The organism is Bacillus sp. I-2 (assembly GCF_001974945.1).
Lineage (GTDB): Bacteria > Bacillota > Bacilli > Bacillales > Bacillaceae > Bacillus > Bacillus safensis.
The window spans coordinates 247,572-259,513 of the sequence record NZ_LZRW01000042.1; the positions used below are offsets into that span (position 1 = coordinate 247,572).

The following is an 11,942-nucleotide window of genomic DNA, read 5'->3' on the forward strand; positions in this document are numbered from 1 at the left end:
TATCGACAAAAACTGAAAATTGTTTATGTCATAAATAAGGCAAATGTTCATTTATTTGAAGTTTCGTTTTTAGAATATGGATGAAATAAGGGAATTATGGATATAAATATATGTTTTGATAGAATCAACCTCTATTTTTGTCTGAAAAATCTCTTTTTTTATATTGACACTGACGTCTTGAAAAAAGAAAATGGAACATAAGCATTTTTAAAAAAGGAGAACGTCATGAGCGCGAATCAGGAGCAACAAGAATTAAAAAAGCTTTTATCACCGCGTCACATTCGCATGATTGCGATGGGCGGGGTCATTGGTACAGGAATCTTTAAAGGAAGTGCCGATACAATTGGTTTAGCAGGCCCTGGGGTCATTTTTTCCTATGTATTTGCTGGATTGCTGCTCCTCATTGTGATGGCAGCATTAGCCGAAATGGCCATTGTGTATCCGGGAAATAATCTTCGCGACCTTATACAAATTGCGCTTGGTCAACGTTTTTCATTTGTCGTCGGCTGGGTTTACTGTTTTATGTGGCTCACTGTATGTGTCATTGAGATTATTGCAGCTGGCAGTCTGCTTCAATACTGGCTGCCGAACGTGCCGCTATGGTCACTATGTTTACTTTGCTCACTGTTAGTCATCGGAATTAACTTAAATAATGTAAAATACTTTGGTGAAATTGAGTTTTGGTTCGCTGGAATGAAGATTTTCGTTATTATTGTCTTTATTATTCTCGGTGCAGCATTATTATTTGGGATCATTCCAAACGAACAAAGCACACCAGCGCTTACCAACTATCAAAACTTCGTCCCGAATGGATGGGGTGCGATCTTTGCATCACTTTTAGTGGTTATTTTCTCTTATGGAGGCTCTGAATTGATTGGGCTGACCATTACTGAAACAAAGGATGCGGAGAAGGTTCTGCCTGGAGTAGTCAAAAGTATGATGTGGCGGATTATCTTATTTTACACATTGCCGATTTTGATCATCTGCGGCCTTATTCCTTGGAATCAAATTGACCCAAATAACAGTCCTTTTGTCCAAGTCTTTTCTGCTGCTGGTATGCAAGGCGCCTCTCACTTCATTAATTTCGTCTTGATTACAGCCGTTCTCTCTGCGGCGAATTCCGGAATTTATGGAACGACGAGAATGATTCATTCTCTTTCTAAATCAGACGGCGGTCCGAAAAAACTGGCACAGGTCAACAAAAGAGGCGTACCCATTTTAAGTTTATGGGTTACCGTTCTATTTCTTCTCATCGGAACATTTTTTGCTTACTTATATCCAGACCAAATTTTCAGCTACATGCTGGCTATTCCTGGTTTTGCTGTTTCACTCATTTGGATCAGCATTTGTATGGCACATCTGAAGCTGCGTCCAAAATATCCACAGGAGCCGTATTTCAAGGTGTGGCTGTTTCCGTATCTAACTTTATTTGCAGGTCTTGTACTCAGTTTAAGCTTTGTTTTGTTCCTATTCAGACAAGAAAACCTGCCTAGCTCCATTATCAGTATCGGCTTCTTAGTCGCTGCCATCATCGCTTCATTCTTAATGAAAAAGAAGGCTTAAACGCCAAAACCCGCCGAATTGGCGGGTTTTTTTTATGAGCTTCTATCTTCTGTTACCTCAAAATCAATCGACGCTTTTGGAATGCCGTTGATGATAATCGTTAAAGTATGGGTTCCCTCATAGTGCTTTCTCGTCGTCATATTTTGAAAGGACTGTGATCTGATAAATTCTCTATGTAACGCTGAACTTGTTTCAAACTCTGTGATTTTAAATACCTTTTGATTGCGGGTACCCCGAGCTTTGACATAGTCTATGGCATACTCTATACGCAGCTTTAGTGGCTTAGCGGCCTGAAGTGTAAATTGAAAGGTCATTTTCTCTCCAATACGAATAGGGTCTTGCACTACCTTCAAATCTGTTACTTGAACAGATGGATCATCCCCATAGCCAAACAAAGCCATGATATCTGGATCGCCTTTTTTTAGTAAGGTACGAGATGCATGTTTGATGATCCAGTTCGTATGTTCATTCGTTCCATACCAGCTTTTAGCCTTCTTCTTCATCAGATCAGGCTGAATCGCTGAAATGTCATTTAAGTGGTTCGCTACACTTTTTTGCACATAGCGCGCTGGGTCCGACTTCAAGTTTTCTAAAATAGGCAGCGTAACCGAAGGATCCTTTTTAAGTGCAGGAACAGTTAATCCCCATGGCAAACGTGGTCTGCATCCTTCACTAGCCAGCCGCCGAATATGCTCATTTTGATTCTGTGACCATACAAGCATTTGCGCCAGCATTTTGTCTTGATCCTGAATCAGAAAAGGCCGAACGGCAAATTCAGAAGTGGAAAAAGGCGTAAAGAATTCGAGCGCCTTGATCGAGATATCCCAATGTGCTAGACCGTACATTTCGACGTAGTCTGGAAAGACAAGCGCACTAAGTCCTGAAAAATGCGGGGCTGTCTGACGCAGCACCTCAATGGCCTGCTCATAATCCTTAGGCAGACAGGCATGCATCGATTCAGTGACTCTTCTCATTCTGCCTTTTAACTCAAGCTGCTGCCAATCCTTTTGAAACACAAGCCGCTGGAATTCTCCAGCATCAAACCCAGTCGACGCTTGTGCAAGTTTCTCCGCTAATTCTTCAATAAATAATTCATGATAAACGTGTTTTAATGGTTCGATCGTGTCCGCCTCCCGCTTCTCAATATCTTTATTTTACCCCAATCTGAAAGAGGTGGTATTGTCAAAAGCAAAAACAGCCCAATTCCGAAGAATCAGGCTGTTGCGTTTCACTATATAAACATATTAATGATCATAATAAATGCAATGGCACTAACAGAAATGATCGTCTCCATAGCCGTCCATGTCAAAAACGTTTCTTTAATGGTCATACCAAAATACTCTTTGATCAGCCAAAAACCAGAGTCATTGACGTGAGACAAAATCAATGAACCCGCCCCTGTAGCTAACACTAGGAGCTCTCTGCTCACATCCGGCATAGATGCAGCAATCGGTGCGACAATACCAGCTGCGGTCATCATGGAGACCGTAGCAGATCCTGTTGCCACACGAATAACCGCAGCAATCAGCCAGCTAAGCAAAATTGGCGAGATCGGCGAGTGTTTGGCTAAATCTGCAATATAATCACCAACACCCGAATCGATGAGCACATTATTGAAAGCCCCGCCTGCTCCAATGACAAGCAGAATAGAAGCAATCGGTCCTAAGCACTCATTACTAAAGGAAAGCACCCGGTCACGGCTCATCCCTTGCACAAAGCCAAGACTGAAGAAAGAATACACCGTTGCAATCAGCAGTGCTGTAATTGGATCTCCAATGTACTTAAATACCTGATACCAAATATTGTCCTCTGGTAAAATAATATCCGCCAGTGTGGCAAGAAGCATTAGAATCACTGGCACCAAAATCGTAAACATCGTATTTGCAAAGCCGGGAAGTTTTCGATCTTCATTGCGTTCAGTAAATTGCTTTCTCAGCAGCTCTGGAACTGGTTTATGAATCCGCTTTCCAATCCACTTTCCATACAGCGGCCCAGCAATAATAGCTGTCGGCAAACCGACAATAATGGAAAAGAAAATGGTTTTCCCCACGTTGGCATGATAGATGCCGACAGCTGCCATGGCAGCTGGATGAGGCGGCACAAGACCGTGAACGACAGACAAGCCAGCAATGAGCGAAATCCCAATTGTCACGAGCGAGATTCCCGTTTCAATCGCAATCGTAAACAATAAAGGAATGAGAAGAACGAATCCGACCTGGAAAAAGACAGGTATTCCCACAATAAAGGCAACAAACATCATCGCCCAATGCACATTTTTTGTCCCAAACCGGCCGATTAATGTGTGAGCGATCCGCTCAGCTCCACCTGATTCAGCCATCATTTTCCCAAGCATGGTTCCAAGCGCTAGAACTATGGCCAGCAATGATAACGTATTGCCTAACCCCGTTTTGATGGATTGAATAATTTCCTGCAGGTCCATCCCTGTGGCAAAGCCGACTAACATAGAGGTAATAATTAAACTCACAAACGGATTCAACTTAGCAACTGTTATGAGGATGAGTAAAAGGACAATTGCGGCAATCACGATGAATAAAAGCATGCTCTCCCACCTTTTCCCTGATGTTTAATGATTTTGTTTTAATTGCAGCGCACTAATGACATCAAATTCATCCTTGAGTTTGTCATAGAGACGCTCATATAAGTAAAACAGTTCTATGTATGTTTCATTGTTCTCCATATTTGGTTCATGACGGGCAGAGATTCGAATCCAATCTTGGACCTCTTCTATCTCTTCCATATAACCTAAACTATGAAGTGCGAGGACAGCCGCCCCAAGTGCTGATGCCTCGTAGCTTTCTGGGACAAGTACTTCCCTGCCCATCGTATCCGCTAAAATTTGCCGCCACAGCGGAGATCGCGCAAATCCGCCCGACGCCCTGACATCCTTTGCTGAACCGGTTAAATCCCTTAAGGCAACACCGATTGAGAAAACACTCATAATGACGCCTTCTAACACAGCTCTTATAAAATGCTCCCGCTTATGCTGAAGACCGATCCCAAAGAAAGTGCCTCTCGCATTTGGATTCCAATAAGGTGCACGCTCACCTGTTAAAAATGGCAGAAACAGCAGTCCCTCTGAGCCGGCTGGAACTTTTTTCGCAATATCAATCATCAGGTCGTAAGGGTCCACTCCAAGGCGCTTTGCTACCTCAACCTCCGAGGATCCAAATTCATCCTTCAGCCATCTGAGCGTAATCCCGCCATTATTCGTCGGTCCTCCAACCACCCAATGCTTATCAGTCAACGCATAGCAGAACGTTCTTGATTGTTCATCTGTTATTGGTTTGTCCACGACCGTACGGACTGCACCGCTTGTCCCAATCGTGACAGCCACCTCACCTTTTCCAATCGCTCCCACACCTAAGTTCGCTAGAACCCCATCATTCGCACCAACAACAAATGGTGTATCTTCCGCAATGCCCATTCGCAGGGCGATCTCTGGCTGAATCCCTCTCAGCTGATACGTCGTGGGAACAAGTTCAGACAATTGATCAGCTTCAATTCCAGCAATACGCAGCGCCTGCTCATCCCATTGAAGCGTTTCCAAACGGAACAGTCCAGTTGCTGAAGCGATTGAATAATCGACGACATACTGACCGAAGAAATGATAAAGAATATATTCTTTGATGGAAATGAATTTCGCTGCCTTCTTGAAGACATCAGGTGCCATTTCCTTGATCCACCGTATTTTTGAAAGCGGTGACATTGGATGGATCGGCGTGCCGGTTCTTTTATACACTTGGAAGCCGTCCATGTCTGAAGTGATTCGCTTCGCTTGTTCTGCACTTCTATTATCTGCCCAAATGATACTGTTCGTTAACGCCTTGTCATCCTTATCCATCACAATCAAGGAATGCATCGCTGTACTAATCCCGACGCCTATGATATGTTTTGCATCAAATGCTGCTTTCGTCAACGCACCTCTTACACTTGCAATGACGGCTTCTAATATATGTTCAGGGTCCTGTTCAACCCATGCTGGCTGGGGCTGAATGAGATCATAAGGAACCGAATGCTTTGCTATCACTTTCCCCTGTGGTCCAAACAGAACCGCCTTTGTACTTGTTGTTCCAATATCCAAACCAATTACCGCCTGGTTTCCCTTCATCTGTATCACGCCCAATCATTGATTTGAAATCATATTTTATTGTTTTGATATACCTGTTAAATCCCATTATAGGAATAATTTTTTCGACATTCAACGACTAAAAAGAAAATTATTTTCACTTAAAAGCTCAAAATCGTTACCACAACGGCATTTTTCACTAATAGAAAAATTTATTTTTGAAACCATTACACCCTTTTTTGTGAAATGGTTTCTCTCATTTGTTTTAAATTGGTTAAAGTTTCCTGCTGTCTTAAGTGAGCAAGTGCAAAGTATAGTACGTCAATGACAGTGAGCTGAGCAAGTCTTGCAGACATCGCTTCTGTTCGAAAAGCCGTTTCCTGCGTCGAAGTATACAATGTGACATCGGCAAGCTGGCTCAATGGAGAGCGCTGATAGCTTGTAATACCGATGGTTTTCGCTCCTTTTTCCTTTGCTGTTTTCATTGCATCGAGTAAATCTTTATTACGGCCAGAATGAGATATACCAATTACTGTACTGTGCTGGTCGAGAAGACCGGCAGACATCGCTTGAAAATGAGAATCGGTGTGAACAATACAGTTGATGCCTGTCCTCATAAATTTATGAAAAGCGTCTGTTGCAATGAGTCCGGACCCGCCACTCCCATAAAACTCTAAGCGCTTTGCTTCATGAATGATTTGAATGGCTTTTTCTACATCTTCTGGATTCAGTAATTGAAAGCTATCCTTTAATGCAGATATATTCGCCTGAAAAACCTTTTGCATAAAAACGGCCGTATCATCATCAAGACTCATTTCTTCATCTACATAATCAGGCTTTGTTTGATCTATTTCCTGGGCAATTGCAATCTTCAAATCTTGAAAGCCCTCAAATCCAAGCCTTTTACAAAGACGAAAAATCGTTGCCTCTGAACTCGCTGTTTTTTTGGCAAGCTCAACAATAGACAAATGAATAATGTCGCCAGGTTCACTCGTAATATGTTCTGCAATTCCTTTCAGTTTTGGCGGCAATCCTCTGCTTGCTGCTCGTATTTTTTCAATACTACTTAAACTGACAGAAGCCAATTGACTTCACTCCTTCCTTATTCATGTGAGCGTATACATTTCCTCATGTTCCCATCTTATAAAAAAGAAGCCTGTTTGCACAGACTTCTCTTTTTATGAATTCATCGTTTTGATCAATAAATCAAAAAAGATTTACTCAAAATTTTATAATATACACTTTTAGCTCAACAATCTACCACATTATTTTTAACTTCATTTTCTGTATTTCTTTCTAGGAATCTTAAGCATTTTACCCTTATTTCTTCTAAACTATCACTTAATTCATGTGGTATTAAACTTTCTACATCTTCAAGTTCTGTTCCCAAATGAAGTATATTTATCAGTTCTTCATTTATCCCTTTCTTTTTTAAAACATCGATTGTTCGTGGACTGAACATGAGCTTTTCCGCTTCTTCTATAGTGATTAAACCTTCTTTTAGCGATATGATTATACCAATGATATTTATAACAATAATCCTATCTAAATCTTCATGTGAAGAATATCTTAGTTCTATTTTATTCATAAATCATTTCACACTCCAACCTTTTTTAACTTTCACATCATACACCAACCCAGATTTACTTTGAAAATAATGTACAGAAACCTTTTTTCCGTCTTTATAGCCATCTTTATATACTTTTTTCCAAGTCCCTCCTTCAATCTGTTTTAACTCAGATAACAACTTCTTATTATTTACTGTAACTTTTTTAGTTCCATTTTGAACAGCTTTAAAACCAGCAGGATATTTAGGGGCATATTTTATTGATTTATACAAATGTTTACTTGCTTTCACCCCGTTTACAAAAATAGTCCGGATGACAAGACCCCATACAGCATCGGCTTCTTTATAACCAATTTGGACACTTTTGTCTCTTGAAGAAGCCTCTCGATTAATATTGAATGTTATAGACGGTGAAAATAACGATACAATTAAAGTAAAAATAATGAGAAAAGGAATACGTCTTTTCAATTTAAATTACCTCCTAATATTAACTATATAAAACACAATATAACATACTAGGAACGTTATAACTATTTCATTCTGTAGAAAATTAAAATGAATCTTTATACTGTTTAAAAGATATCTCTATCTTTTAAAATCTTATTTATTACAATATAAATTCATAAAGTAATGAATAAAATCTAGCGCAATTGACAATATCATTTAACCTACCGAAATATTAAAAGGCCCTTTTCAACTCATTTTTTCATAAAATCGAATTGGTATGATTCTTCTGAATCTTTTCCCCGCTTCACTCGTATATACTAAAAGAGTGATTGATTTGAAAGGAGATCTGTTTGTGGGATATATTTTGTTATTTTCGGTTGTGATCGGTCTTGTCTTGACCCTTTTGCTCACACCGCTCAGGTTGATCGTTAGAAAGAAAGGAACAGAACAGCAGGTGCCGCTCATGTGGATTGCAGGCCTTGCTTTGCTGTTCATGATCGGTATTTTTGTTTTCTATTACATTACCAATTTAGACCGTAACCCTTCATCTCTATGGCTGATTGGACTTGTTGTGACAGCAGCAGGCGCCTTTTTGTCAGTTGGATTGGAGCGTAAAATCAAAGGCGTGCTGTTTCTTATTCTATTGCTGCTCGGTGTTTACATGGCGACAGCTTTTTTATTCAATGCGAATGAGAAATTCGATGTCTCCAAAATGGAGCAAAAAGTAGAAATCAAAGCATTTGATGAAAAAGAAACACCTGCGAGTGTGCCGCCTCAATTTGCTCGGAACAAAATGAAGAAATCGTTCGGACAGGTGCCAAACACAAGCTACTATGAGCTTGGCAGCTTGCAAATTCAGAAGGTCAACGGTGAGTATGTATACATCGCTCCAGTGGAGTTCTCGGACTTCTTTAAATGGATTCGTGCAGGCAGCACGCCGGGTTACTTTACATTAAGTGCGACCGACTCCTCTGCTAATCCAAAGTTCGTGAAAACAGAGATGGTCTATACGCCTTCCTCCTATTTCAACAAAGAAATTGAGCGGCATATCCGTCTCCAGTACCCAGATTTGATTTTCTACGGCGGTACACAGCTGGAAATCAATGATGACGGCAAGCCTTATTACATTCAAACGTATGGCGATTTCATCTCTGCCCGAAACGGCTTTAAAGCTTCCGGTGTCGTCGTTGTTGATGCCAAAACAGGTGCGACGAAGAAATATGCTCTAGATCAAGTACCTGCCTTTATCGACGGTGCTGTTTCACCAGAGGCGGTCAGTCTGCAAAACAGCTATTTCGGAAACTATATTCACGGATTCTGGAATAGTATGTTTGGAAAGTCAGATGTAAAGCTGCCTTCCGATGAAGGAACGGAAGCCAATGTGAGCCCGGTATTTGATTCAAAAGGAGATATGTATTACTTCACAGATTTCACAAGTCCGAAAGAGGGCGTTGATTCCATGCTCGGATATGCCCTGACAAATGCCCGAACAGGAAAAGCGACTTATTATACCGGAAATCTTGAAGAATCCTATATGGATTCTCAGGGCGCTCTGCAAATTATTGAGAAACGATTCATCGAGAAGAAATGGAAAGGCCGCATGCCGATTCTCTATAATTTCTATGGGGAAGCCAGCTGGCTCACACCTGTTCTCGATTCAAATGGGTTCCTGCAAAACTACTTTATCGTTTCTGCAGCCAATCCAGAAATCGCTGCGTATGCTTCTACACCAAACGAAGCACTGAGAGCCTATAAGACAGCTCTTCAAAAGGGCGGCGGTACTGTTAACAGTTCCTCTAAGCAGGAAAAGAAAGAAGCAGCAGGGAAGGTCAAACGAGTCTACAAAGAAAAAACCGGTGATTATACAACCGTCACCTTCCTGCTAGACGATGGGAAAAGCTACACCATGTCATCTGAAAAAGAACCGCTCGTCATTTATTTAAAAGAAGGCGATCAGGTCACCATGAAATATACAGATACAGGTGAGATTTTCCTTCCAGTCGATGAAATCAAAATTAAAGGGCTATAAAAAAAGACGTTTCTCCTATTGAGGAGAAGCGTCCTTTTTCTCTTCCCTTAACAATTCAACGAGCAATTCCTTATTTTTATTTCCCCCGGTCATCGGTGACTCGACATAGGAGAACTTTCGTTTGAAATCCATGCCTCTCACAGAAATAACAGCCAATTCACCGCCAATGCTGCCTCGCTGGAGGACATATTTAGATAAAACAGAAAGACCCATTCCATGGATCACAGCTTCTTTAATGGCTTGATTGCTGCTAAAGGTTACAAAGGTTCGTGCTTTCAGTCCATTTGATTTCAGGACATGCTGTAAATATTCTCCTGTCCCTGATCCCTCTTCTCTCGTAATCCATGTTTCGTTTTGTAATTGATCAATGGTGACATCTTTTTTCTTGGCAAAAGGATGATCTAATGGCGCCACAATATAAAGCTCGTCCTCTAGAAAAGTTTCTACAGAAAGCTCCTTGTCATTGGTCTGTCCCTCGATCAACCCGATGTCGACATGGAATAAACGGACATGTCTGGCGATTGCCTCTGTATTATCAATGACCACCTCAATATCAACATGCGGATAGAGCTGATGAAACTCCGCCAATATTTGCGGCAGCACATACTCACCAATTGTGAAGCTCGCCCCGATGGTCAGCTTTCCTCTTGCCAGGTGATGATGCTCATAAATGTCCTGCTTCGCCTGTTCATAGAGACGAATGATTTGTTTTGATCGATGGTACAGCATATCCCCAGTTGGTGTAACGGTTAATTGCTTTGGTGAACGATTCAGCAGAACGGTCTGGAATTCCTGCTCCAAGTTCTTAATATGAAGACTGACACTTGGCTGAGAAATCCGCAGCTTTTGGGCTGCTTTTGTAAAGTTCTTCTCCTCCACCACTGTCACAAATGTCTTCAGTGCATCGTAATACATCGGTCCCTCTCCTATCAGAAATCTTAATCCAATACCTTACCTATATATATCTTACTAATTCCTTTCCAGCACGTAAAGAACCGCCTAAACGAAAACAATTTAATAAAAATATTTACTAATTTTTTTAAAGACTCTATACTAAGAGGAGATATTTTCTATAGGAGGTGCTGATTTGGCAGCTAAAATAAAGGACATTGCAGAAAAAGCAGGCTTATCCATTGCAACGGTATCTCGCGTACTGAACCAAGATCCCAACCTATCTGTCACCGATCAAACACGCGAAAAAGTATATGCCGCCGCAGAAGCTTTGTCCTACCAAAAGAAGACATTCAAACATTCATTAAAAAAAATCGCCTTTCTCTATTGGATGACCGAAAAGGAAGAGCTTGAAGATATTTATTTTAAATCCATTCGACTCGGTATTGAGGAACTCACCAATACTCGGAGTTTAAATGTCACCGCTTACAATCCATCTGATGGGCTTCATTCCATTGATCCTTCTACAGAAGGGATCATCGCCATCGGCCGATTTAAAACGTCAGAGCTTGATCAATTATATGCAATCACCCAGCATATCGTTTTTATTGATACGTCACCGGATGAAGACCGTTTTGATTCTGTAAAACCAAATCTGAAACGAATTGTTGAAAAGATCATCGATTCTTTTATTGAAAAAAAACACACATCCATTGGATTCATTGGCGGCACAGACCTTGACCTGAATACGAATGTGCATATTCCTGATATTCGCGAAACGACTTTCCGTGAATATATGATGGCTCACAATGTCCTTGATGAGCGATTGGTCTATGTCGGTCATCATTTCTCAGTAGATGAAGGCTATTCGCTGATGATGAAGGCGATTGATGAGCTTGATGATGATCTGCCCACCGCTTTTTGTGTCGCTAGTGATCCTCTTGCCATCGGCTGCTTACAAGCATTAAACGAGCGCGGATTTTCTCTGCCGAACCGCGTGAGCGTCTTTAGTATCAACGATATTCATGTGTCTCAATATGTGTCACCACCGCTCACCACGTATCATATCCACACGTCTTTACTTTGTGAAACAGCTGTCGATTTACTGTTAGAAAGACTTGTGGACGGCAGAACATTACCTAAAACTGTGCTGATTGCCTCAGAACCTGTCTTTCGGAAAAGTACGATATAAACAAACTGGAAGTCCTGCCAAAGTGGAGGGCTTCTTTTCTCTCTATACGAGTAAAAAATTTTACTTAATAAATTTAATAAAATATGTTTACTTTTTTTACTTAAGTTGATATTCTCACATTAAGAAAGCGTTTTCTTATCATCTGTGAAAAAAGAACGAGAGGGGA

The 11,942-nt window shown here is 41.0% G+C and carries 10 protein-coding genes; 3 read left to right on the forward strand and 7 right to left on the reverse strand.

The features are described 5' to 3' along the window. Positions 1–225: 225 nt before the first annotated feature. Positions 226–1,563, forward strand: a complete 1,338-nt coding sequence (locus BAE31_RS12465) for an amino acid permease (RefSeq protein WP_024423951.1) — start codon at positions 226–228, stop codon at positions 1,561–1,563. A 32-nt stretch (positions 1,564–1,595) separates the two neighbouring features. Here BAE31_RS12465 and BAE31_RS12470 read toward each other — a convergent pair whose 3' ends face one another. The 6 genes from BAE31_RS12470 to BAE31_RS12495 all read right to left on the reverse strand — a co-directional run bounded on the left by BAE31_RS12470 (position 1,596) and on the right by BAE31_RS12495 (position 7,685). Further along, positions 1,596–2,684: a DNA alkylation repair protein gene (locus BAE31_RS12470; RefSeq protein WP_481747482.1), complete on the reverse strand. Its 1,089-nt coding sequence runs from the start codon at positions 2,682–2,684 to the stop codon at positions 1,596–1,598. Positions 2,685–2,794: 110 nt separating this feature from the next. Next, positions 2,795–4,123, reverse strand: a complete 1,329-nt coding sequence (locus BAE31_RS12475) for a GntP family permease (protein WP_024423953.1) — start codon at positions 4,121–4,123, stop codon at positions 2,795–2,797. Positions 4,124–4,147: 24 nt separating this feature from the next. Then, on the reverse strand, positions 4,148–5,692 hold the full coding sequence (gene gntK, locus BAE31_RS12480; protein WP_076840562.1) for a gluconokinase: 1,545 nt from the start codon (positions 5,690–5,692) through the stop codon (positions 4,148–4,150). Positions 5,693–5,877: 185 nt separating this feature from the next. Next, positions 5,878–6,735, reverse strand: a complete 858-nt coding sequence (locus BAE31_RS12485; RefSeq protein WP_024423955.1) for a MurR/RpiR family transcriptional regulator — start codon at positions 6,733–6,735, stop codon at positions 5,878–5,880. Positions 6,736–6,899: 164 nt separating this feature from the next. Further along, a complete protein-coding gene (locus BAE31_RS12490) occupies positions 6,900–7,238 on the reverse strand; it encodes a DUF3969 family protein (protein ID WP_052462922.1) in 339 nt (112 codons plus the stop codon). A gap of 3 nt (positions 7,239–7,241) precedes the next feature. After that, positions 7,242–7,685 carry a hypothetical protein gene (locus BAE31_RS12495; protein WP_041105755.1) on the reverse strand — a complete coding sequence of 148 codons (444 nt, stop codon included), beginning with the start codon at positions 7,683–7,685 and terminating at the stop codon, positions 7,242–7,244. Positions 7,686–8,016: 331 nt separating this feature from the next. Here BAE31_RS12495 and BAE31_RS12500 point away from each other — a divergent pair, with 331 nt between their 5' ends. Further along, a complete protein-coding gene (locus BAE31_RS12500) occupies positions 8,017–9,693 on the forward strand; it encodes a hypothetical protein (RefSeq protein WP_024423958.1) in 1,677 nt (558 codons plus the stop codon). 15 nt (positions 9,694–9,708) lie between these two features. On the opposite strand, the gene BAE31_RS12505 is transcribed toward BAE31_RS12500, so the two are convergent. Next, positions 9,709–10,608, reverse strand: a complete 900-nt coding sequence (locus tag BAE31_RS12505; protein ID WP_076840563.1) for a LysR family transcriptional regulator — start codon at positions 10,606–10,608, stop codon at positions 9,709–9,711. Between the two features lie 172 nt (positions 10,609–10,780). On the opposite strand from BAE31_RS12505, the gene BAE31_RS12510 reads away from it, so the two are divergent. Further along, positions 10,781–11,776 carry a LacI family DNA-binding transcriptional regulator gene (locus tag BAE31_RS12510; protein WP_076840564.1) on the forward strand — a complete coding sequence of 332 codons (996 nt, stop codon included), beginning with the start codon at positions 10,781–10,783 and terminating at the stop codon, positions 11,774–11,776. The last annotated feature ends 166 nt before the right edge of the window (positions 11,777–11,942 follow it).